The organism is Arenibacter latericius DSM 15913 (assembly GCF_000424985.1).
Taxonomy (GTDB): domain Bacteria; phylum Bacteroidota; class Bacteroidia; order Flavobacteriales; family Flavobacteriaceae; genus Arenibacter; species Arenibacter latericius.
Genome location: NZ_AUKX01000034.1, coordinates 26,622 through 49,427 on the forward strand (window position 1 = coordinate 26,622; position 22,806 = coordinate 49,427).

Annotated in this window: 16 protein-coding genes; 6 read left to right on the forward strand and 10 right to left on the reverse strand. The window is 37.0% G+C overall.

The window, feature by feature from the left end; all coding sequences use genetic code 11:
- Positions 1 to 30: 30 nt before the first annotated feature.
- The 3 genes from H344_RS0111215 to H344_RS0111225 all read left to right on the forward strand — a co-directional run bounded on the left by H344_RS0111215 (position 31) and on the right by H344_RS0111225 (position 3,007).
- Entirely contained in the window at positions 31 to 1,548 is a 1,518-nt protein-coding gene (locus H344_RS0111215) for a helicase HerA-like domain-containing protein (protein WP_026810412.1), read from the forward strand.
- Between the two features lie 62 nt (positions 1,549 to 1,610).
- Positions 1,611 to 2,159, forward strand: a complete 549-nt coding sequence (locus tag H344_RS0111220) for a hypothetical protein (RefSeq protein ID WP_026810413.1) — start codon at positions 1,611 to 1,613, stop codon at positions 2,157 to 2,159.
- Between the two features lie 8 nt (positions 2,160 to 2,167).
- Positions 2,168 to 3,007, forward strand: coding sequence for an alpha/beta hydrolase (locus H344_RS0111225; RefSeq protein ID WP_026810414.1), 840 nt, complete (start codon positions 2,168 to 2,170; stop codon positions 3,005 to 3,007).
- A 33-nt stretch (positions 3,008 to 3,040) separates the two neighbouring features.
- Here H344_RS0111225 and H344_RS0111230 read toward each other — a convergent pair whose 3' ends face one another.
- The 8 genes from H344_RS0111230 to H344_RS0111265 all read right to left on the reverse strand — a co-directional run bounded on the left by H344_RS0111230 (position 3,041) and on the right by H344_RS0111265 (position 13,622).
- Positions 3,041 to 3,877, reverse strand: a complete 837-nt coding sequence (locus H344_RS0111230) for a sugar phosphate isomerase/epimerase family protein (protein WP_026810415.1) — start codon at positions 3,875 to 3,877, stop codon at positions 3,041 to 3,043.
- Positions 3,878 to 3,894: 17 nt separating this feature from the next.
- A complete protein-coding gene (locus H344_RS0111235) occupies positions 3,895 to 4,866 on the reverse strand; it encodes an aldo/keto reductase (protein WP_026810416.1) in 972 nt (323 codons plus the stop codon).
- 54 nt (positions 4,867 to 4,920) lie between these two features.
- The gene (locus tag H344_RS0111240; protein WP_026810417.1) at positions 4,921 to 5,781 is read right to left on the reverse strand and encodes an alpha/beta hydrolase; all 861 of its coding nucleotides are present in this window, start codon (positions 5,779 to 5,781) and stop codon (positions 4,921 to 4,923) included.
- Positions 5,782 to 6,058: 277 nt separating this feature from the next.
- Positions 6,059 to 7,246, reverse strand: a complete 1,188-nt coding sequence (gene fabV, locus H344_RS0111245) for an enoyl-ACP reductase FabV (RefSeq protein WP_026810418.1) — start codon at positions 7,244 to 7,246, stop codon at positions 6,059 to 6,061.
- A 609-nt stretch (positions 7,247 to 7,855) separates the two neighbouring features.
- On the reverse strand, positions 7,856 to 8,923 hold the full coding sequence (locus H344_RS0111250; protein ID WP_026810419.1) for a PAS domain-containing sensor histidine kinase: 1,068 nt from the start codon (positions 8,921 to 8,923) through the stop codon (positions 7,856 to 7,858).
- A 133-nt stretch (positions 8,924 to 9,056) separates the two neighbouring features.
- Positions 9,057 to 9,941, reverse strand: coding sequence for a bifunctional 5,10-methylenetetrahydrofolate dehydrogenase/5,10-methenyltetrahydrofolate cyclohydrolase (locus tag H344_RS0111255; protein WP_026810420.1), 885 nt, complete (start codon positions 9,939 to 9,941; stop codon positions 9,057 to 9,059).
- 472 nt (positions 9,942 to 10,413) lie between these two features.
- Positions 10,414 to 11,751, reverse strand: coding sequence for a signal recognition particle protein (gene ffh, locus H344_RS0111260; protein ID WP_026810421.1), 1,338 nt, complete (start codon positions 11,749 to 11,751; stop codon positions 10,414 to 10,416).
- 140 nt (positions 11,752 to 11,891) lie between these two features.
- Positions 11,892 to 13,622 (reverse strand): hypothetical protein, encoded by a 1,731-nt coding sequence (locus H344_RS0111265; protein ID WP_026810422.1) that lies wholly within the window; start codon positions 13,620 to 13,622, stop codon positions 11,892 to 11,894.
- Positions 13,623 to 13,739: 117 nt separating this feature from the next.
- On the opposite strand from H344_RS0111265, the gene H344_RS0111270 reads away from it, so the two are divergent.
- The 3 genes from H344_RS0111270 to H344_RS0111280 all read left to right on the forward strand — a co-directional run bounded on the left by H344_RS0111270 (position 13,740) and on the right by H344_RS0111280 (position 17,932).
- On the forward strand, positions 13,740 to 14,237 hold the full coding sequence (locus H344_RS0111270; RefSeq protein WP_026810423.1) for an RNA polymerase sigma factor: 498 nt from the start codon (positions 13,740 to 13,742) through the stop codon (positions 14,235 to 14,237).
- A 241-nt stretch (positions 14,238 to 14,478) separates the two neighbouring features.
- Positions 14,479 to 15,387, forward strand: a complete 909-nt coding sequence (locus H344_RS0111275; RefSeq protein ID WP_026810424.1) for a FecR family protein — start codon at positions 14,479 to 14,481, stop codon at positions 15,385 to 15,387.
- Positions 15,371 to 17,932, forward strand: coding sequence for a TonB-dependent receptor (locus H344_RS0111280; protein WP_026810425.1), 2,562 nt, complete (start codon positions 15,371 to 15,373; stop codon positions 17,930 to 17,932). Before H344_RS0111275 ends, H344_RS0111280 begins: the two co-directional genes overlap by 17 nt.
- A 143-nt stretch (positions 17,933 to 18,075) precedes the next feature.
- Here H344_RS0111280 and H344_RS0111285 read toward each other — a convergent pair whose 3' ends face one another.
- Positions 18,076 to 21,477 (reverse strand): DUF1080 domain-containing protein, encoded by a 3,402-nt coding sequence (locus tag H344_RS0111285; protein WP_026810426.1) that lies wholly within the window; start codon positions 21,475 to 21,477, stop codon positions 18,076 to 18,078.
- A 21-nt stretch (positions 21,478 to 21,498) separates the two neighbouring features.
- Positions 21,499 to 22,767, reverse strand: a complete 1,269-nt coding sequence (locus H344_RS0111290; RefSeq protein WP_026810427.1) for a Gfo/Idh/MocA family oxidoreductase — start codon at positions 22,765 to 22,767, stop codon at positions 21,499 to 21,501.
- Between the last annotated feature and the right edge of the window lie 39 nt (positions 22,768 to 22,806).

Sequence of the window (22,806 nt, forward strand, 5' to 3'; positions counted from 1 at the left end):
TTACCCTATTTTTATCAAAAATTTTAAAAAATGGATGCTAAGGAACAGTTCTTTGCACATATAGAGGAAGGATATACTACCAAAGGTGATTATATAACCATGGGAGCAGCCATGCTTAATGAGGAAACTTTAACCGATGCCTTTGTAAAAATTCCACTAAAAACACTAAATAGACACGGACTTATTGCGGGGGCTACGGGTACGGGAAAAACCAAAACCCTTCAGGTAATGGCCGAAAACTTATCCGCAAAAGGAATTCCCGTTCTTTGTATGGACCTTAAAGGTGACCTTAGTGGGCTAGCACAACCTAGCCCAGGACATCCCAAAATAAATGAGCGGCATGCTAAAATTGGATTACCCTTTACTGCTTCTGGATTCCCGGTAGAAATTCTTTCCCTATCTGAGCAAGGAGGGGTTAGATTAAGAGCTACGGTATCCGAATTTGGCCCTACACTCCTATCTAGAATTCTAGACCTATCTGTTACCCAAGAAGGAATTGTAGCAGTAATTTTTAAATATTGTGATGATAACCATTACCCTTTATTGGACCTAAAAGACTTTAAAAAAGTATTGCATTATGCCACCAATGAAGGTAAAGAAGAGTTTACTGAAAGTTATGGAAGCATTTCTACCCGGTCTACAGGTACCATCCTTAGAAAAGTAATAGAATTAGAACAGCAGGGAGCTGACCTATTTTTTGGTGAAAAATCTTTTGAAGTGGACGATCTTACCCGTATTGATGATCAGGGTCGAGGTTACATCAATATTATAAGACTAACAGATATTCAAGACCGACCTAAACTGTTCTCTACTTTTATGTTGAGTCTATTAGCAGAAATTTATGATACCTTCCCAGAACAAGGAGATAGCGATAGACCAGAATTGATACTCTTTATAGACGAGGCGCATTTATTGTTCAAAGAAGCCTCTAAAGCATTATTGAATCAAATAGAAAACATTGTAAAACTAATTCGCTCTAAAGGTATCGGACTATATTTTGTAACTCAAAATCCTACTGATGTTCCCGATGCTGTGTTAGCCCAATTAGGATTAAAAATTCAACATGCACTAAGAGCTTTTACAGCGAAGGATAGAAAAGCAATAAAACTTACAGCACAAAATTATCCTATATCCGAATTTTACGATACTACAAAGGTACTAACCTCCCTTGGAACTGGTGAAGCCCTAATTTCTGCCTTAGACGAAAAGGGTAGACCAACCCCCTTGGCCGCAACACTGGTAAGGGCTCCTATGAGTCGTATGGATGTGCTTACGGATAGTGAACTAAAATCACTGATAAACAATTCTAGTCTAGTTGATAAATACAGTGAAACTATAGACCGAGAAAGCGCCTATGAAATGCTTAATGCGAAAATTGATCGTGCAGAAGAACTAGCAGAGAAAGAAAGTGTTAACACTACCTCCAAAAGAACCACTAGGACTAGTAGCCGAAGAACCAGCACCCGCCAGAACCCTGTTGTAAAGGTGCTTACCAGCGCTACCTTTATCAGAGGTGTTATGGGCATATTAAAGAAAGTAATGCGCTAGAACAGCCCCTATTGAAGAACAACAATTATTTAAACTAACTCACAAAACCCTATATTCTAAAAATGACAAGACTCCCTATTTATGCAATAGTACTTTTATCTCTTTTATTTATTCAATGTAACACTAACAACGATTTCTTAATTACAAAAGGCCAAGTAGGTAAACTGGACAAATCTACCCCTATAGACCAATTGGAAACCATATTTGCAACAGATTCTATAGTAAGAGACACGGTGTTTACTAATATTGGAGAACGGGTAAAAAAAATAGATATTTTTGAAAAAGGGGGTGCACATCTTATGACCCTTACTCCTACTTTAGACAGCGTACCCAAGGTAGATATAATCCGAATTTACGACCCTAGGTTTGTAACAGACAAAGGTGTGGGATTAAATAGCACTTTTAAAGATATTAGAGAGAAACACAACGTTGGTAAAATTGTTACTGCCTTAAACAATATTGTAGTTTTCTTAAAAGATTCTGACGCTTATTTCACCATTGCAAAATCTGAACTACCTAGTAGCCTACAGTATAATTCTAGCACCAATATTGAAGCAGTCCAAATCCCCGACGCTGCTAAAATAAAGTATATCATGGTTGGTTGGGAATAATACAGCGCATGAAAAAAATCCTTTACCATACCTTGGCATTATCCTATGGGGCGTACTTTAATAGCCTTGCTCTTTTTTCGCCAACTTCAGCAGCAAAAAAGGCATTTCAACTATTTAGCACCCCTAGAAAGGGTGGCGTATTGCCCCACCAGGAAGAATTTCTAAACAATGCCAAGGACAAAAAGGTTTTAATCAATGGATTAAATATACAAACGTATCATTGGCCCGGAGATAATGAAACGGTATTACTTATGCATGGTTGGGAAAGCAATGCCTTTAGATGGCGTAATTTAATTGAAAAGTTACAAGAAAAAGATTTTAATATACTTGCTTTTGACGCACCCGGACATGGTTACTCTAATGGCACAATGCTAAACTTGCCCATTTATACAAATAGCGCCAAAGAAATAATTAAGATGCATCATCCCAAATATATTATTGGGCATTCCATGGGCGGCCTAGCAACCATTCATCATCAATATGAGAATCCAAATACCTCAATCCAAAAAATTGTTTCCCTAGGAGCTCCAGCTGAACTTTCTCAGCTTATGGAACACTATCAAAATCTTCTTAAATTTAACGATAGGGTTTTACAGGGATTAGACAAATATCTTTACGAGCATTATAGCTTTAGAATTAACGATATATCTACCCCTTACTATGCTCGGTCTATCTCTAAACCTGGATTAATAATCCATGACAAAGAAGATACTATCACTCCTTTTAGCGCCTCAGAAGCTTTACATAAAAGCTGGGAAAACAGCCAACTAATCGCTACCACAGGTTTAGGACATTCCCTTCACCAGGATGAAGTAAATCGTAAAATCGCAGAATTCTTAAACTCCTAGAAATCAACACCCCTGATTGACCTAATAGGGGAATTAAAATCTTTTCATATACTTCATATTGTGCGCCATACTCTCGAAAGGTGAGCTTGCATATTCTTCTTGTTCTATAAATATATATTCTAGGCCTGAATCTTTCTTATGCGCCAACATTTGTGAAATATTAAGTCCGCCCTTACCAAACTCGGTACTTTCTTTTTTCTCCATGTCCATATCCTTTAAGTGCCATAATGGAAACCTCCCTTTATATCTTCTAAAATAATCCAAGGGGTCTTTTCCAGCAACCACCACCCAACCTAGATCTAGTTCCATATGCACTAGATCTGCTTGGGAATTATCTAGAAGTACATCATATAATACTTCCCCATTATGCGACTCAAATTCATACTCATGGTTATGGTAACCAAATTTTATTCCTCTTTTCTTACAATCCTCACCAGCTTTATTGAACGCTTCCGCAACTGCCTTATAATTATCCACTGTCTGACCATTACTAGGGAGGGATGAGCAAATTAGATACTCCTGGCCCGACTCAGAAGCTTGGTCTAGGGTATCTGCCCAATTATCATCTAAGGCAACATGCCCACTTCTAAGTGTCATTCCCAAGGATTTACACACCTCTTTCATTTCTTTTGGCCCAAGCCCGTAGTACAGTCCTTTAGCACTCCTAGCAGTTTCTATTTGCTTTATACCAAGTGCGGCGATCTTTTCCAAAGTACCTCTAGCATCCGCCAACATTTCATCGCGGAAAGTATATAATTGAACCCCTAAATTCTTCTCCGCCTTTTTCTGCGCAAAAGTAAATGAAGGAAGCAATACAGCTCCTGTGGCCAATAAGCCAGATTTAAATAAAAACTCTTTTCTCGTTGTCATAGTTATTGTTATTAAAATTATTGAGACCAAGAAGTTGGTTTTCTATCCCAACGATGTTCTTTTATTTGTTGATAGAGTTCCTCAGAAAGGCCTTTCCCATCACTCACTGCAGTATTCATCAATACATTTCGTTCCTTCCTCATGCCTGGTATAACAGTACTTACTGTCCTATTCATTGTAATAAAACGCAGGGCCATCTCGGCCATTGTCATCTCAGTAGGCACTAAAGGTCTAAGTCTATCGGCCCTTTCTGCGCTAGCAAGCAAATTCTCTGGCACAAAATAACTTGCACTCCAACTGTCCTCAGGAAAAACAGTATCCTTAGTAATATTACCTGTAAGTGTACCCTCGTCAAAAGGCACTCTCGCAATTACCCCTATATTTAAATCTTCACATAACGAAAAGAGTTTATCTTCTGGAGCTTGATCAAAAATGTTATAAATCACCTGCACCGATTCAAACATCCCGGTTTGTAATGCTTCTATTCCATTTTCGGGCTCCCAGCGATTAACACTAATTCCCATTGCAGCTATTTTTCCCGAAGCTTTTAAATCCTCTACCGCACGCCTCCACTCTTCCTGATGAGACCAACTATCATCCCAAGTATGAAACTGCAAAAGATCAATCTGCTCTACCCCTAAATTTTTCAAGGACTTCTCGGTATACTCAATAATATGGTCATTGGGATAAGACTCCTCCAACGTATATTCGGGTTTTGCCGGCCATTTAAAATTCTTTGCCGGAATTTTAGTTGCCGCATATAATTTCTTGTCAGGATGCCTCTTCAACAATTCCCCTAATAACTTTTCACTATGTCCGTGACCATACGCCCATGCGGTATCAAAGAAATTAACTCCCCGTTCTACAGCGAGATCCAAAGCCTTAACAGAAAGTAGGTCGTCTTCCTCTGTCCACTCCCCCATCCCCCACATTCCATATCCTATCTCACTAACATCCCACTGCGGTATTCCAAATTTTCTATTTATCATATTCCGTATTTAACTATTTCTGAAGTTCTAAAAACCCTCCAATTTCTTTATGCCTTAATGTTGATGAAAGGCATCGGAGACAAACTCTAATACCTTTGGTAAAGATGCTCTCCAATACGTCCAGCTATGACCACCATCCCTTACGCGATATTCATGAGGAATTTCTCTTTTTTTCATAGCAATATGCACTAAGCTATTACCTTCATACAGAAAATCATCATCCCCACAATCAATATACCATCGTACCGATTTTATATCCTCTACCGGCATATTCTGTATTAAAGAAATTGCATTATGCCTATTAAAATAAGCCGCAACGTCCTTTTTAGGATATCTTTCATTTTTTCTACTTAATCCTGCTTCCATCTCTTCAACACTTAATGGACCTACATACGCGCTTAGTGGACATGCGGAGGAAAATAGATCGGGGCGATGTAGTGCATACATAAACGAGCCTCCCCCACCCATAGAAAGTCCGGCAACCGCCCTATATCGCTTCTCTGATTTTATGCGATATTGTTTTTCCACATGTGGCATTAGTTCTTCAAAAAAGAAATCTTCATATCGCCAATCCCCACTAATAGAGTTAAAATAACCACGAACCCCAGAATTTGCATCGGGCATAATAATAATCATAGGGGTAGCTTTTCCTTCCTTAATGGCTAAATCCGTAATACGTAAGACCTCACCAAATTGTATCCATCCGGTTTGATCGTCCCCTGCCCCATGCAGTAAATATAAAATGGGATAACTCCTTTGTGAAGTTTCATAATCTGGCGGTAGATAAACAGCATATTTCCGCTCACTATCTAAGATAGTACTCTTCATGGTTAGTTCATCATAAACTTTTCCTGATTGTGCATTAGCTGCTAACAACCCAACTATAAAAAACAACAAAAGGAACTGACTTTTCATATATAGATCTTAATTTTATGAGACCGGGAGCCTTCCTTAACAGAATCACTTCCAAGCAGATTCATTAAATTTAAAAATATTCCTGCTATATAACCATTAATGAACAGATTAAAGTTTTAAAACCGCATTATTAAAAGGGAATAAAAAATATAAAACAGTACCAATAAAAAAATCCGTTAAAGACCAGTAAAACCTCAGCATTTAATTGCCGATATTTCACTGCCCTTAACGGACTTTTTAAACTATATAAGTAGAGAAAATTCTAATTAGGCATCACCTATTGTAAGCCTGGGATTTCTACTATCTCATTTACATCTTTATCATAATCTACACCAGGCACCATAAATCCAAATAGATTAAAGAAGTCTTTTTTATACCCTTCTAGATCTCCAATGTTAGATAAGTTTTCTGTTGTAGCCTTCTCCCAAAGTTCAGTCACCTGAGCCTGTACATCGTCGCGCATTTCCCAATCATCAATTCTAATCCTACCTTGATCATCTGTTGGAGTATTAGCTGAATATAATCGGTCTTCAAACAAACGTTGAATCTGCTCTATACAACCTTCATGAATTCCCTTTTCCTTCATCACCTTATAAAGTAGAGATATATAAAGAGGAATTACCGGAATAGCAGAACTTGCTTGGGTAACCAAGGCTTTATTTACAGAAACATAAGCCTCTCCGCTAATAGATTTTAGGCTATCTCCAATTTCAAAAGCTGTAGCTTCTAAATGATCCTTAGCTCTACCAATAGTACCTTTCCTATAAACTGATTCAGTTAGCGCTGGCCCTATGTAAGAATAGGCAACCGTTTTACAACCGTCTGCTAACAATCCCTCTTCTTGCAAGGCATCCATCCACATTTTCCAGTCTTCTCCACCCATAACGGCTATAGTGTTTTCTATATCATCTCCAACTGCAGGCTCTATAGAGATATCTGAAACAACCCCTGTATGGAAGTCAACCGTTTTATTTTTATAGCTAGATCCAATTGGTTTTAGCACAGATTTATATCTAACCCCTGTTTCTGGATGTGTTCTAACTGGAGAAGCCAAACTATAGATAACAAGATCAACCTGACCTAAATCTGCCTTTATTAAATCTAAGGTTTGTCTTTTAATCTCTTTAGAAAATGCATCCCCATTTATACTTTTCGCATAGAGTCCGGCTTTATGAGCTTCCTCCTCAAAAAAGGCGCTATTATACCATCCTGGTGAAGCTGGTCTACCTGCGGAAGGCGGCTTTTCAAAAAACACTCCAATTGTAGCTGCTTCTGACCCAAAGGCGCTAGTTATTCTAGAAGCTAGTCCAAACCCTGTAGACGCCCCAATAACCAACACTTTTTTAGCCCCATTAATGGCGCCTTTTGATTTTACGTATTTAATTTGCTCAATAACATTTTGTTGACATCCAGTAGGATGTGAAGTGAGGCATATAAACCCTCTTGTTCTAGGTTCTATAATCATGTTCTGTTTCTTTTCAAAGCCCAATGCTCCTACATTAAGCGAAGTAGTTAATGTGTTTAAAATTTACCAATTATCGAAGATATAGAAAAGATTTCTAAGACACCCCTAACGATCATAAAATTGAATATAAAAAATTCTACCAACCCTCATCCAAAGACAGCTATAAGACTGAGGATCAAACTTTAAATCGACTTATCATCTATGGATTAAAAAAACTAAAATTGCACTCCCCACCCATAATAAATAAGGTCAGAAGGGGATACCAACTATTAAACACTTAACTCCTTAGATGCTAATACGCTACTCATTTAATATAAGAAAAGGGATGATTTGCCGTTATAGCATAAAACCGACTTTGCATAACATTTACTAAATTCTAAACCGTGAAAAAAATAACTCTTATTCTGATTATTCTTTTTAGTTTCATTGCCATGGGCAGTTGTACAAATGACGAAAATGATGAGAAAATTGACATAATAATCCCTACAGATAGCACTAAAATCAAGCAATCCGTTAGGATTATAGCCATTTAAGGGAATAATAAATCGTCTTAATAGTTGTTCCTTTTAATGAGCACTATTTATAATCACCTAAATTGAGAAATGTTATTTATTGAAAAGTAATTACAAAGGTAGTTCCCTCATTAATTTTACTATCTACAGTAATAGAACCTCCTAGGCTTGTTATATGGTTATACACCAAATACAATCCAACCCCCTTACTGTCACTATTTCCATGGAATTTCTGGTTCAGGCCAAATATTTTATCCCCTACTGCATCTAAATCGAAGCCAAGACCATTATCGGTATAAATAAGTTGTTTCTTCCCGTTAACTATAACTGTAGCAACATGAATTACCGGATGAACCTCTGGTTTAGTATATTTTATGGAATTGGTTAATAGGTTTAAAAAAATGCTTTCTAGATAACTCCTATTGAAAACCACTGTAGGCAATTCAGAAAAATCTAGATTTATTTTCACCATTGAACTTTCCAAGAGTGATCCTATTGATTGCTGAACATGCTTAAAGGTTGCTTCAAATTCTACCTCTTCCAGCGCTATCTTTAACGACTCATGCGTACTTAAAAGATCCACATATTTATCCATAGACTTATGTAGCCCCTCCGTAGCCATCCTCATATAGTTCAGGGTTTCTAACACTTCAGGATCAGTAATTTTAGATAAGTCAAGAAAACTAAATAAAGATAATAAGTTATTAACGGGAGACCTTAGATCGTGCGCAGTAGTATAGTTAAGTTGTTTTAAGTCTTTATTTATCTTTTCTAATTGAGCCATATGCCCATTGCGTTCTTCTTCTAACTTTTTTTTGTACGTAATATTTTTAGCAATGGCATAAATCAACTGTTCATCTGGCAATGGAATAGAGGTCCAATGCAACCATACTATATCTCCAGAGGCTGTTAAAAATCGGTTTTCAAAATTGATTAGGGGAACTTCTTTTTTTAAATTCTCTCGATAGCCTGCCGTTCGGGTTTGGTCTTCCTCATAAATAAATTCAGAGATATATCTGGAAAAAAGCACTTCTTCAGAATAGCCTAAAAGCTTCTGGAAAGCTGGATTTACTTTTTTAAAGTAGCCATCATAACCAGCAATACATAGCAAGTCCATAGACAATTCAAAGAAAGGCTCAAGACTGAGTTCAACGGTTTTCTCCATAAATGACTCTAAAAATCGAAATATTATTTTAATATTTCCGTATAAAATAGAAAATAATAAGGACCTGAATAATTATTTTCAAGAGAGCTAATAAAAAAAGCCCGCATCCAAATTTGTCTGCGGGCTTAATACTTTATTTTCTACTTCTGTGTCTCTCTCTTGCTAACAACGTATTTTTCAATAACATTGCAATAGTCATAGGACCAACCCCACCAGGAACAGGGGTAATAAAAGAAGCCTTTTTACTTACATTCTCAAAATCTACATCCCCAGTAATATAGTATCCTTTTTCTTTAGTTTCGTCCGGTACTCTTGTAATACCAACATCTATTATAACAGCATCATCTTTCACCATCTCTGCCTTAAGGAAATTAGGCACTCCTAGGGCCGATATAATAATATCTGCTTGTGAGGTGATCTGAGTAATATTTTTAGTGTGACTATGGGTTAAGGTTACCGTTGAGTTTCCAGGCCATCCTTTTCTACCCATCAAAATACTCATAGGTCTCCCTACAATATGGCTTCTACCTATTACAACGGTATGCTTTCCCTGTGTATCTACCTTGTAACGCTCTAAGAGTTCCAAAATACCGAAAGGAGTGGCAGGAATGAAGGTACTCATATCCAAGGCCATTTTTCCAAAATTGGTTGGATGAAATCCGTCTACATCCTTATCGGGATCTACTGCCAGCAGCACACGCTGAGTGTCTATCTGATCAGGCAATGGCAATTGGACGATAAACCCATCTATATCCTCATCCTTGTTTAACTCTTCAATTTTATTTAACAACTCTAATTCTGAAGTAGTACTAGGCAATTGAACCAATGTAGATTCGAAACCTACGCGCTTACAAGACTTAACTTTACTACCTACATAGGTAAGACTTGCTCCATCGTTACCAACGATTACTGCAGCTAAATGAGGTACTTTTTCTCCTCGCTCTCGCATTTTAGCTACCTCAGCAGCAATTTCCTCCTTAATTTGATTCGATACTTTTTTACCGTCTAGTATTTCCATTTGTTAGTATTCAGTTCTCAGTGACAGTTGGCAGTACTAAACACCAAACTCCCCTGGGTTATTAATCGTATATTATATAATCTACCTTTTTTTCAAGATCTAATTGATAAGATCTTGCTCGTTTTCAGCCGACAGAAAGCAACCCATCTCTGCAAAATTTAGCTAAACTTGAGTTTCAGCATTCTCTCTATCTACATCAATCAGCCTACTTATAAAGTATTTTCCCTGCCGCTCAAATCTATCTGTAACGTAATATTAGCACAAACAAAACCAGAATTTCTTCTTATTTGGTCGGTCAATGCAAAGTTCCTCTTTTGTAAAGGATAAAGACACTATAAACATCTTAATCGCCATATAGAATCCTTTTTAGTCTGTCTACATTATTTTCTGCATCCCATACTATCCTTGTTATACTTAAAGGTTTAATATGCAAACTACCTGCTGCTACTGAACACTGCCAACTAACAGAAAGCTATTTCATCCCTTTCATAGCTCCCATCATCTGCATCATTTTCTTACCGCCGCCGCCTTGCATCATCTTCATCATCTTACTCATTTGATCAAATTGCTTTAAGAGCTGGTTTACTTCTTGTACTGATGTTCCACTCCCCTTAGCAATTCGTTTTTTACGACTAGCATTTAATTTAGACGGTGTAGCTCTTTCGTCTGGGGTCATAGAGTGGATAATAGCTTCAATATGTTTAAAGGCATCATCGTCTATATCCAATCCTTTTAAAGCCTTACCTGCACCTGGGATCATTCCCATTAGGTCCTTAAGGCTTCCCATTTTTTTAATTTGCTGTATTTGACTTAAAAAGTCGTCAAAACCAAACTTATTTTTGGCAATTTTCTTTTGGATCTTTCTTGCTTCCTCCTCATCAAACTGCTCTTGGGCACGTTCTACTAAGGAGACTACATCTCCCATTCCTAAGATCCTTTCGGCCATACGAGAAGGGTAGAATACATCTATAGCATCCATTTTCTCTCCCGTTCCAATGAACTTAATAGGCTTATCTACTACAGATTTAATGGATATGGCCGCACCTCCACGAGTATCTCCATCTAATTTGGTCAATATAACCCCGTCAAAATTAAGTACATCGTTAAATGCTTTTGCCGTGTTTACCGCATCCTGACCTGTCATGGAATCTACCACAAAAAGCGTTTCCTGAGGCGCAACAGCTTTATGGATAGCAGCAATTTCATCCATCATCTGCTCATCTACCGCCAATCTACCCGCGGTATCTATAATCACTACGTTAAATCCATTTGCCTTGGCGTGAGCAATTGCTGCCTTAGAAATAGCTACAGGATCGGTGTTGCCACGATCGGAAAACACCTCTACTCCTATCTGTTCCCCTACAACATGCAACTGATCTATTGCTGCCGGTCTATAAACATCACAAGCAACCAATAAAGGATTCTTAGTTTTCTTGGTCTTTAGGAAGTTCGCCAACTTTCCTGAAAAAGTGGTTTTACCAGACCCCTGTAATCCAGACATCAAAATGACCGATGGCGTTCCGGAAAGGTTAATTCCCTCTGCGTCGCCCCCCATCAGTTCGGTAAGTTCGTCTTTAACTAACTTAACCATTAATTGACTTGGCTGCAGGGAGGTCAATACATTCTGGCCCAAGGCCTTTTCCTTGACCGTATTGGTAAACTCCTTGGCAATTTTAAAATTGACATCGGCATCCAATAGTGCTCTCCTAACCTCCTTTAAGGTTTCCGCAACATTGATTTCTGTAATTTGTCCATGTCCTTTTAGAACATGTAACGCCTTATCTAACTTATCACTTAAATTATCGAACATAGTCTTACCGTTTTTACAGGAAAGCGCAAATTTAAGAATAAGTAAGAGAAGTGTGAAGTTTGAACTACAAAATATAAATGTAAAAAGGGTAATCCCATTAAGAGACTACCCTTTTCTAATAAAACTTGGGGCAAATTCGATTATTTTCTTTCAAAAATCAAAGTATTCGTACCGCCATCGTCATCTTTATCCCTCAACTCTAATCTATTGGCAGTGGAGGAAATCACCCTCCAATTATTCGTTAGCTCTTCTAAGGAACCTATGACTCCAAAATTGAGATAGCACTTTAACTGACCATCGCTACTTTTTATTACTTTCCATATTCCTAAGTGCACAGGTAAAGAATTGGCCGATACGGTTACTAGAGCAAGGGAAGAGAAAGTAAAATCAAAATTAGCATAATCTTCAGTTTCATCATCACCATCATCCAAGTATTTGGTTACCTCCCATTTTCCTGTTTTCAAAATATCTCTAATCTCAACGGCATCTACATCTGCAATATTATCAACACAGATTTTCTCTAAAACTAGTTCGTAATCATCATCACCCATACTAAACTCTAAGTTATTATCCTCAAGATCAGACAGCAACCAATCAAAACTAACATCGGGTTCGTCTGTAATTTCTATGGACATAACTAATCTACCTTGAGTATTATTAGCAACTTCCCATGTGCCATTTTTAATATCAGCACCGTTAACTAAAGTCACCTCTCCATTAGCCAAAAAAGTAAATTCATAACCCAACAATCTTTTTAACACCTCATCATCTACCGTAACCTTATTAATAGCCCAACTACATTCTTGTAAAACATTCCTTAAGACCTCGGGATCATTATTAACAAAATCACAACCCTCTTTCAAAATGATCTTATTCCCATCTTTGGCAATTAGTTTTAACATCTCATCATCTATATCATAAACAAACCATTCTAAGGATATCCCTGATAATTCATTAAAATTCAACCTCAATTTTACTTTAGAGCCTACTTTAACCGTATTCCAAGTTCCATTTACGGTATTCCCTACACTATTATTTACAGTAACAGTGCCATCTGCTTGGAACTTCATCAGGCTTTCTAGGTATTGATTGGTTTGGTTAGTACCATTAGTAACTACTTCTTCAATTAACCAAGGACAACCTACTAGATAATCACTTAACTCTTCTTGTGTAAAATCATTATCGTCATCATCACAATTATCCTTTACGCTCTCAATAATATCGACCAATTCTGCATTGTCATTAACTGTATGCTCAATATCGTTATATAGTTTCAGGGAAATTGGAAATTGAAAACTAACAAGGGCATCATCATCCAAATCATCAAAATAACGTCTTAGTTGCATATCGCTTTCTAAGGTTACACTCCCAGTTTGCTGAAAAGCAATATCGAAAGAGTACACTTTTATAGGATATACAAAACTCACACATTCTATATCATCATCGTCTTCCAATACCTGACACGCTTCTACAAGATCTTCCAACTCATCTTCATCATTAAGAGTCATTTCAGTAAAATCTGCCAAAGTAACGGTTATTGGAAATTGAATTTCAAGGTCATCTTCACCATCCGTTAGCAAGTCCTGGACCAATTCTAATGTACTAACTGCGTTTACATTAACATTTAGACCATTTATATTTACTACGTACGGAAAATTGATAGAAAAGCAACTTGCTCCATCCACTATATTATCATAGGAGCCATCATTAGAAGATGCACTTTTAATAAGTTGCGCTGTATTGGAACTAGCTTTAATAGCTTCCGAATTATTTTGCTCAGGTAGGTCTTCAAATTCCTTTTGACACGCCCCAAGACTAATAAATAACATCAGAATACTTGAGTACAATAAATATGAAATTAGCTTTTTCATTTGTAGTTGGTTTTCTGTTTACACCTATTTAACAATCACCTTTTAAAATACCCTACCAACAATTTAAATTATTTTAAAATATCTTTGCACAAAACTAAGAGATTGAAAGAAGAGAATATAACCAATGTTTGCGAAGAGGAAGTTTACGCCTCTATCTTTAGTTCTCATTCCAAAACGATATTTAATTATATATATTATAAATTTGGTAATGAAGAAAAAGCCTACGATGCAGTACAGGAGGCTTTTATAAAACTTTGGGAAAACTGCTCCAAGGTTGCACCTCACAAAGCTAAATCATTTGTTTATACCGTAGCCAATAACCTTTACCTCAATGTAATAAAAGCTGAAAAGGTACGCTTAAAACACAGAGAAAAGGCCCTGAACACAGAATACGAGTCTCCAGAATTTATAATGGAGCAACAGGAGTTTAAGGAAAAACTAGATAAAGCCCTTCAGGATCTACCTGAAAACCAACGCACTACCTTTTTACTAAACCGTATAGATGGTAAAAAATATGCAGAGATCGCTGAAATGGAAGGTGTAAGCGTAAAAGCAATTGAAAAAAGAATGCACCTGGCCTTAAAATCGCTAAGGGAAAAGATAGATGGCATATAATTAATTATCCGTTTTAAGTATTGTGTACATTGTACGTTTCTAAAATAAATTTCCCCTTAACAATGGGAAATAATAATCTAAATGTCGGTAAATTCAGTTCCATACAGCCCCTTCCTTTTATAAGAGGTTGTGCTGAATGGGAGTTAGGGAGTGAAAAAATTAACTGTTACTACAAATTTTTTATTACTAGTGGTAGGGTTTTCGTTAATTAAGTTGTTATACCGATATAATGTTGAATAACATGGAAGAAAATTATCTAGCAAAATGGCTCAACAACGAGCTTTCCGAAGAGGAAGTCTCCAAATTTAAGTTGACCAAGGAGTATACGACCTATAAAAAAATTGTGGACGCAACCAATAATATGGAAGCCCCAGAATTTGATATGGATAAAGCCAAAAGAGATCTATACCAAAGAAAAGAAGAAAACAAGGGGAAGGTAGTCCGCCTTAATCCTTATAAGAAATATTTGCGTATTGCTGCAGTTATTGCTCTTATAGTAGGCATCTCTTACTTCTATAATTTTACCGGAGATGAAGTGGTAAGCACCCAATATGCAGAACGGACTGCTGTTACCCTTCCTGATAATTCCGAAGTGCAGTTAAATGCAGATTCCCAGATTACTTACCAAAAGAAGAATTGGAAAGACAATAGAAATATCGACCTAAAAGGTGAGGCTTTCTTTAAGGTAGCCAAAGGAGAGCGATTTACAGTATCTACCGATATGGGTATGGTAACCGTACTAGGAACTCAATTTAATGTAGAAAACAGAAAAGATATTTTTGAGGTAAGCTGCTATGAAGGCTTAGTGAGTGTACGCTACAATAACAAAGAAACAAAGCTTTCTGCCGGACAAGCCTTGGTAGTTATAAATGGAGAACTAAGAACCTCTGAAATAGCCAACGCCCAACAACCATCATGGCTACAAGATGAAAGTACTTTTAAAAGTATTCCTCTAAAATATGTTTTGGATGAATTTGAAAGACAGTTTAATATAAAAGTAGAAACCAAAAATATAGACTTAGAACAATTATTTTCAGGGTCATTCAGCAATACTGATAAAAATCTAGCGTTGCAGAGTATAAGTGCTCCTTCTAGCCTAAAATACAAGATAGAAGAGGGAAAAGTGCTAATCTATGCGGAAACACCATAACTACGCTGTAATACTTATTTATCTTACCCTATTCCTTTCCTCTTTTTTGGGAAGGGCTCAGAACGATACTATCCAAATTGTACCATTAATTACTTATATAGGACAGTTAGAACAAGAGAACAACGTTAAGTTTTCCTATCTAGATTCCGATCTACGTCCCATTAAAATCACTACACCCACAGCAATACTATTAAATGAAATACTTGCTGATATTGAGAGGCAGACCAACCTTAATGTTTCAAAGCTCAACGACCGGTATTATACCATTGTCAAGAATCCATTAGTAGAACTCTGTGGCATTCTTATCGATAATTTTGAAAACAGCACAATTCCTAGTGCTACGATAGAGGTTTTAGGCACTAATAAAAATATAATTACAGACGGCAATGGGCAATTTAAATTAACTGACATCCCCAGAGATGCTCATCTTGTTATAAACCACATTGGGTATAAAACTAAATATATATCGGTTGAAAAACTCTTAACTTCTACCCCATGCCCAGTAATTCCAATGACTACTAATTACGAGCAATTAAATGAAGTAGTAGTTTACCAATTTTTTACCACAGGTATTAACAAAGAGCAAGATGCCAGCATTTCTTTAAACACTGGTAAAATTGGAATATTGCCAGGGCTTATAGAACCAGATGTTTTACAGACCATTCAAGCGCTACCTGGAATTAAAAGTGTGGACGAAACCGTCTCTGATATTAATGTGAGAGGGGGAACAAATGATCAAAATCTAATTTTATGGGACGGCATAAAAATGCACCAATCTGGACATTTTTTCGGGCTAATTTCAGCTTTTAATCCGTATTTAATAGAGGAGGTTACACTTATAAAAAATGGTACTAGTGCCGAATATGGGGATGGAGTAAGTAGTGTAATCAATATTCAAACTGAGAATAAGGTAAGACAAAATTTTGTTGGGGGTACTGGTTTTAATTTATTGAGTGGTGACATATTTGGCCATTTACCACTATCAGAAAAGGTTTCCTTTCAATTTTCCGGGAGACGATCTATGACAGATTTTATAAAAACCCCTACCTATAATCGGTTTTTTGATAAGGCATTCCAGGATAGTGAGGTAGCCGAAAACAATAGTACAGAAGACACCAGTATATTAACCCGAAACGAAGATTTCTACTTCTATGATGTAAGTGGTAAAATCCTTTATGACATCAACAATAAGCATAAAGCACGCCTCAGCTTTATCCATATAAACAATCATCTAAACTATAACGAAACCACTGAGAATGAAAACCAAAATAGCATCCTAAAACAAAGTAATTTATCATTTGGAGGGAGCTTGGAAAGCAATTGGACTTCACGGTTCAATACCCATTTAAACCTATACTACACCAAATACGACTTGGATGCGCAGAATATATCCTCCGAGGCACAACAGCTATTCCAAAACAACCAAGTACTAGAAACAGCTCTTAAACTAACAACCCACTACAAGCTTCATAACACCCTACAATGGCTAAACGGTTATCAATTAAATGAAACAGGTATTACCAATCACACCTTGGTAACACAACCTGCATTTAAAAGCTCTGTGAAAAGAGTAGGCCTTACCCATTCCCTATTCTCCGAACTAACTTTTAACTCCTCTAACAACAAATGGTTTGCCAGGGGAGGAATGCGATTAAATTACATTACAGATTTAAAAACATTTGACACTTTTAGTGCTATTTCATTAGAGCCTAGATTAAATGTTAACTATGCTATTACGCGCAATTTAAAAGTAGAAATGTTAGGCGAATTTAAAAGCCAGACCACCAACCAGATAATAGATTTAGAACAGAATTTTTTAGGCATAGAAAAAAGAAGGTGGATTTTATCTAATGAAGAAACTTTACCTATTACAAAAAGCAAACAAGCTTCTTTAGGGCTCAACTACGAGAGAAACAGCCTTTACCTTGGCTTAGAAGGCTTCTATAAAAAGGTAGATGGCGTAAGTACTACAACCCAAGGTTTCCAAAACAAAGATCAATTTAACGGAGAAATAGGAAGCTATGATGTTTCTGGGCTAGAGTTTCTTATCAATAAAAAAACCAAAATGTATAGCACCTGGTTAAGCTATACTTATAACTACAATAATTATTATTTTCAGGATCTTGTTCCCCATAAATTTCCAAACAACCTAGACATAAGACATACTTTTACCTTTGCTGGCACTTACACTTATAAAGATTTTAAAGTTGGATTAGGGGCTAATTACCGTACAGGAAAACCGTATACACAACCATTGGAGGGAGAAGACGCAATAGACAACAGCACTTTCCCAAATAAGATTAATTATGCAGAACCTAATAGCAGTCGGCTTTCTGACTACCTAAGGGCAGATGCCTCTTTTATCTATCATTTTACCTTAGGGAAACAGATGAAAGCCTCCGTAGGCGCATCTGTATTAAATATTTTGAACAAAAAAAATATTCTAAACACGTACTATCGCCTAAACGATAATAATGAAATAGAAACCATAAAACAGGTTTCTCTTGGTGTGACGCCCAACTTTAGTTTCAGGATGAATTTTTAAATCTGAATTTCTTTAATTTTCAATAGATCACACCTTACCTGGATAATACCCTGAAACACATCACAAAAAAAACAAAAAAAAAAAATCGGAAGCCTTGAGAACATCATTCCCAAGACTTCCGATTTAAACTAGTTTGATTATAACTATTTAGTTAAATCCTTGATTCTAATATTTCTAAATGAAAGTTCGGATCCATGACCAAGGAAAGCGATATGCCCTTTCTTTCTTAACAACCCTGGATGATCTTTTTTATCTAAGGTACCGTTCTTGGTAGCCTCTTTAATATTACCATCCAAAATCACCTGTCCGTTTAGGGTAATCTTTATGTGATCTCCTTTCACGAAAACTTCTTGGGAGTTCCATTCCCCAACAGGATTAAGTGCCCCTTGCTTAGCCGCCATGATTCCATAAACAGAACCATGATATTGGTAAGGTTTTAAATTAGCATAAATTTCAGCGGTATCATCTAGGATCTGCAACTCCTTACCTACGTATGCTACATCACCAGTTAGAGGAGCGTGAATCCCCAAACCGTTATTAGCTCCTGGGGTCAGTTTAAAGTCGAACCTGAAAACAAAATCAGAATACTCCTCAACGGTGTATAAATTACCATGTCCTCCTTGTTTTGGACGTACAACCAATTCATTATTTTCAACAAAGTAATCTGTCTTATTCCCAGTCCAATGATCTAGTTCTTTTCCATTCAACAAAGATTTAAACCCTTCATTCTTTTCAGCATCGGTCAATTGATCATCGCCAGAATTTATTTCCCTTACATAGATATTTCTAAATCCAAGATCTTCACCATGGGCTTGAAGTTCTATAGCCTCCTTAGCAAAGATAGCCTGCTTACGATCCCAATAGTTTTCTAAGACCACGTTATCTGTTACCAGTACTCCATTTAAATAAACGGTAACACGCTCTCCTACCATTTTAATTCTAAAAGTATTCCATTCATCCACAGGATTATCAGCAACAACTAATGGTTTACTCTCATGCTTCTGGTTGTTATATAATCCACCAGAACCAACTTGAGCCCCTACTTTTACCAAAGCGGTATCCCAAATCTGAACTTGTGGAGTACCTCTTAGATAAATTCCGGAATCTCCTCCGTTGGTAATCTTCCAATCTACAAGCATTTCAAAATCCCCATAGTCTTTAATGGTACAGATATTATTATATCCTTCTCCTTTAAATCCAATTACACCATCTTCTATATACCAGTCTCTCATCATCTGCTCATTAGCTTTAGCCTGCGCCTCTGCTAATTGTTTCTTAGACATTTTAGAACGGGCAATTGGGTTTTGCACCAAACCTTCCCATCCTGTAAAGTCTTTTCCATTAAAAATGGAAACAAAACCTTTTTCATTCGGCATTTTATCTAAAAACTCCTTCACATCAATTTTGATGTACTGGCTATCTGGACCTGTAAGGTTATCTACACTTCTAGAAACGATATCCCTTACCACTTCTCCACTTAGACCATTCTTGGCTCCAGGAGTTGGTAGTGCAATGGCTATTGCAGCATTAGACGCTGTAGTCAATAAAGCCTCATCGTCTAGATATTCTGAAACAAAAACTAAAGAAAGGAAGGTCTTAACGTTTTGAGCCGCTCTTAATACCTGCTGTTTTTCCGAAGTACTTTTTGCCTCGGGCATCAACTTTCTTATTAAAAGTAGTTTTTGATCTGCTGGAACATTAGAACGCACCACTTTAGTAAGGTAATTTGAAAAAGATTTTTTTCTAATCTCTCCGTCCTGAGTATTCTTTACAGACTCGTATAAGTATGGAATAGCATCATTATTTTTCCAATTAGATAAAGCATTCAATGCTATTATTCTTTCCTCATCATTTCCATTAGACAACTGATCCGAAACCAATTTCAATGCTTTATCACTACTTAACGAAGCCAACACTGGTAACAATTTGGATTTATCAGATGCTGATTCGTAAGCTCCGTACAATTCATTAGAATACTTTCCATTCCCGCTATTCACAATATTCAATAGCGCTCTTTGGGTACTCTCAATATGATCGTTATTTTCAGTTTTATCTATTAGCTCTAATAAAACAGAAAAATCTTTTTCTGAAGCTACAGAGGATAGTGCTTTGTACACAGCACTATTCACTTTGTCACTCTCGTTATCTAATAGCCCCAAAAGCGTATTAAACTGCCCTTTGGCATCTCTTGCAGCCAAAACATCTACTAACACTACCTTAGCATCATCACCAACAGTTGCCAACTGATCTGCCAACAACTTATTATCCTCGGCACTTGCCAATCTCAATAACGTTTCCTCAATTGCTTTATACTCGGAGGAAGAGTTGGCAGTTTTCAAACTATTAAATAAAACAGGAAATGCTTTAGCCTTATCTTGATAAGACAATGCTTTAATTCCTGCGGTACGTACCTCGCCATCTTTATCCTTTACTGCTCTTAAAATAACTGATTGAAACACGGTTTCATCGTTGTTCTTCTCAAGCATTCTAATAATTAGCGGCTTAGTATCTGTAGAAGCTCTTCTATATTGCTTTGCCCATCTTGCCAATTCTGCAGAAGAAAGATCTTCACCTGCAGCATCTAAAACAGCGCCTACATAAGCGTTGTCCTTATTTTTAGATTCTTTAAGCAACATTTTAGTAGCATTACCACCTTCATTTTCACTCAAAATATGAACTCCTGCAGATCTAAAATGCAGCTGATCTTCGCTTTTACATTTTTTAAGCAACCTTTTAGCCACCAAATTACTCATGGTTTTATTCCTCTTTTCTTGCAATTTGTTTCCAAAGTGAATAAAAGCCAAGATACTCTTAGTATCATCTAAATTGTAATTGGATTTAGCAGCCCAATCCTCTAACAAAGGATAAGAAGCAGGGCTAGCAATATTAGCCAAAGCCATTAATGCTTGCTCTTGTACAATTAAAGACGAAGAGGCTAATGAAGCTTTTATAACTCCTTCAGCAGGAACATGTTTTAATTCTCCTAAAGTATATGTGAAGTCGGCCAATTTCTCTCCGTCCGCGGTCTTAGCGGCTTCCAAAATAACATTAGCTGCATTGGTACTTCCTATAGAAGTTAAAGCTGCTAGGGCAGGCTTATACAACTCATCATTTTGAAGGTAGGTGCTTAAAGCCGATACGGATGCATCTGTTCCGGTAAAGATAAGTCGATCTATAAGAAAAGTTTTTACCTCTTTATCTGATGCTTTATCCAAAGCTTTTAATATGGCATTCTCCACCACTCCATTTTGGATTGTTGGCTGTACTCCTCCATTATAAATTGCCAAACTGTTTACGGCATATCTAGCTTTGGTGTCGTTTCCTGTACCTAAAGGAATCAACATATCAGTAAATTTCAAAATTCCCTCTTCCCCTAAGCCAATTATCTCTTGCATTAGACGATCGGAATGCCCCAAGTCTTCTGCTGGCAATTGAGCCAAAATATCGGCTACTTTAGTATCTAGGGTTCTGTTGTCCTGTGCATTAACAACTTGTGTGCTTATAAATAGTAATAGCACACCTATGATCTTATATAAATTATTCATCGTAAAAATTCTTAGTATTGATTAATAAGCCCAAGAGGTTCTCATTGGTTGATTGATCAGTCTATTTGCTTCCTCATCATTTATAAACTCCTGTTTAACAGGATCAAATTCTAAGGTTCTTCCTAAACGGAGTGCAACAAGTCCCATGTTTACAACGGTACAAGACCTATGTCCATTCTCCTCATTTAAGGCAAATTTCTTTCTAGTTTTTACTGATTCAGAAAAAACGGTAATCTGCTCCTCTGGGTCGGGGATACTATTGATTAAGCCCTCGATATTTGGGATAGTGGATTTAAAGCCATTATATATCTTTCCATTTGGACCTTCAATATAAGCTGCATCCTTATCCTTGTTTTCACCGTCTAAGATAATCTGACATCCATCGGCATAGGTATAAACTACTTTTCTCCAAGTACCAATAGCATCATGGTGTTGCTCTGGAGCATCTACCTCAACCTTTACTGGACTAGTATTATCTTTTCCTAGGAAGTATTGTACTGGATCTATATAGTGCTGCCCCATATCTCCTAATCCTCCTCCATCATAATCCCAATACCCTCTAAAGGTACCGTGAACTCTATGTGGGTGATAAGGCTTTTCAGGAGCTGGCCCTAACCACATATTATAATCAAGCTCCGATGGTACCGGTTGTGGTGTTAAGTTTTCCTTTCCTACCCAGTAAAATTTCCAGTTAAAACCAGTAACCCCACTAATAGTAACTTTTAAAGGCCATCCTAACGCCCCACTATCTACTACTTTCTTTAATTTTCTAACAGGAGTTCCCATTCCGTAAAAGTTATCCTTAAAACGGAACCAGGTATTTAAACGGAACATTCTTCCGTGTTGCTGCATTGCTTCAACCACCTTTTTCCCTTCACCAATGGTTCTGGTCATAGGCTTCTCACACCAAACATCTTTACCGGCTTCGGCAGCCATAATAGACATTAATCCATGCCAATGTGGTGGTGTAGCAATATGGACAATATCAATATCTGGTCTTTGTAACACTTCTCGGAAATCACGATAACCTGTTACACCACTTCCCACTTTTTTAAGGGTATTTGCCAAGTGATTTGCATCAGCATCACAAATTGCTAAGAGTTTTGTACCCTCATAAGTTAAATGGCCTTGTCCCATTCCACCTACTCCAATAACGGCTTTAGTTAATTGGTCACTGGGAGCAATAAAATTAGTTCCCCCCATCACATGTCTTGGAATAATACTGATCCCTGCAGCTGCCACAATGGATTTTCTTACGAAATCCCTACGGCTTGTTGAATTTTTCTTCATCGATTCCTATACTATTTCTATTAATTATATGAATAAGTG

What these genes read in the sequence shown, in the direction of transcription:
- H344_RS0111215 (WP_026810412.1), top strand. Translation starts at nt 31, where the DNA reads ATGGATGCTAAGGAACAGTTCTTTGCACATATAGAGGAAGGATATACT.
- H344_RS0111220 (WP_026810413.1), top strand. Translation starts at nt 1,611, where the DNA reads ATGACAAGACTCCCTATTTATGCAATAGTACTTTTATCTCTTTTATTT.
- H344_RS0111225 (WP_026810414.1), top strand. Translation starts at nt 2,168, where the DNA reads ATGAAAAAAATCCTTTACCATACCTTGGCATTATCCTATGGGGCGTAC.
- H344_RS0111230 (WP_026810415.1), bottom strand. Translation starts at nt 3,877, where the DNA reads ATGACAACGAGAAAAGAGTTTTTATTTAAATCTGGCTTATTGGCCACA.
- H344_RS0111235 (WP_026810416.1), bottom strand. Translation starts at nt 4,866, where the DNA reads ATGATAAATAGAAAATTTGGAATACCGCAGTGGGATGTTAGTGAGATA.
- H344_RS0111240 (WP_026810417.1), bottom strand. Translation starts at nt 5,781, where the DNA reads ATGAAAAGTCAGTTCCTTTTGTTGTTTTTTATAGTTGGGTTGTTAGCA.
- fabV (WP_026810418.1), bottom strand. Translation starts at nt 7,246, where the DNA reads ATGATTATAGAACCTAGAACAAGAGGGTTTATATGCCTCACTTCACAT.
- H344_RS0111250 (WP_026810419.1), bottom strand. Translation starts at nt 8,923, where the DNA reads ATGGAGAAAACCGTTGAACTCAGTCTTGAGCCTTTCTTTGAATTGTCT.
- H344_RS0111255 (WP_026810420.1), bottom strand. Translation starts at nt 9,941, where the DNA reads ATGGAAATACTAGACGGTAAAAAAGTATCGAATCAAATTAAGGAGGAA.
- ffh (WP_026810421.1), bottom strand. Translation starts at nt 11,751, where the DNA reads ATGTTCGATAATTTAAGTGATAAGTTAGATAAGGCGTTACATGTTCTA.
- H344_RS0111265 (WP_026810422.1), bottom strand. Translation starts at nt 13,622, where the DNA reads ATGAAAAAGCTAATTTCATATTTATTGTACTCAAGTATTCTGATGTTA.
- H344_RS0111275 (WP_026810424.1), top strand. Translation starts at nt 14,479, where the DNA reads ATGGAAGAAAATTATCTAGCAAAATGGCTCAACAACGAGCTTTCCGAA.
- H344_RS0111280 (WP_026810425.1), top strand. Translation starts at nt 15,371, where the DNA reads ATGCGGAAACACCATAACTACGCTGTAATACTTATTTATCTTACCCTA.
- H344_RS0111285 (WP_026810426.1), bottom strand. Translation starts at nt 21,477, where the DNA reads ATGAATAATTTATATAAGATCATAGGTGTGCTATTACTATTTATAAGC.
- H344_RS0111290 (WP_026810427.1), bottom strand. Translation starts at nt 22,767, where the DNA reads ATGAAGAAAAATTCAACAAGCCGTAGGGATTTCGTAAGAAAATCCATT.